The sequence below is a fragment of the Escherichia sp. 93.1518 genome (genome assembly GCF_013368915.2).
GTDB classification, from domain to species: Bacteria; Pseudomonadota; Gammaproteobacteria; order Enterobacterales; family Enterobacteriaceae; genus Escherichia; species Escherichia ruysiae.
Genome location: NZ_JABWMT020000097.1, coordinates 1 through 834, shown reverse-complemented (window position 1 = coordinate 834; position 834 = coordinate 1). Strand labels below are relative to the sequence as shown.

Below are 834 nucleotides of genomic sequence, written 5' to 3'. Positions count from 1 at the left end.
GTACTATATAATGGCTTGGAAAAAATAAAACCACTTACAACAAAATTATCTGTTTCCAATAGTGATTCTGTCGCATTTTTTTTAATTTGTCTGGAATTATTTTATATAGCATACGTATTTAATACAGGTCTGTTTGTTGCTGGTAATAATGAACGCGGAGGCGGGGTAATATCAGCGTTATTTGTTTTACTGAATGTTGATGTACTTGTGTTAATATTTTTAACGCATGTTAAAACAAGTAAACTCAAACCCATCATTATCATTCTGTGGATTATTTCATTTCTTCAGCGCGGTTGGATATCTTATTTTTTCATCCTAATTTTAATCGCATTTATCGATCGCCGATTGAAAAATAAAAAAAACTGGAAGGCAGGAATAGTACTTATATGTTTTATTCTGTCGTTACCATTTGTCGAACAAATTAAAAATTCTATCAGAAATGGTGAAGCTGTCAGCACGCAATTAACTTTTTTAGATTATACGGATTCGTTCAACCAACAATTCATGAAGATTGTTGGTAGAGTTCAAACCGTTTCACATGTCGCATTTATAACGGATAATATTAATCAACTGCAAACTTTGAAAAGTAATGGAGAATCAACAGATTTTTTTGAGGAAAATTTTATTTATATCATTGTCAAAAAGCTAGGGAATGTTGATAATAAGATTAATACTCCAGATTTGCTTGCAAAATATATTTCTCCATCACTGGATAGTTCATGGAATGTGAATCCATCGTTAATTGGTTGGATCTTTATTCAAAATGATTTATATGTCCTGCCTATTATATGGGTTGTTTTTCTGTGTTTTCTATTTACGATGTTATCTAAAATT

Annotated in this window: 1 protein-coding gene; it reads left to right on the top strand. The window is 30.6% G+C overall.

Going from position 1 to position 834, the window contains the following annotated elements:
- The coding region (wzy, locus tag HEN21_RS22565; protein WP_183082959.1) for an oligosaccharide repeat unit polymerase at positions 1 to 834 on the top strand (834 nt) is incomplete at both ends.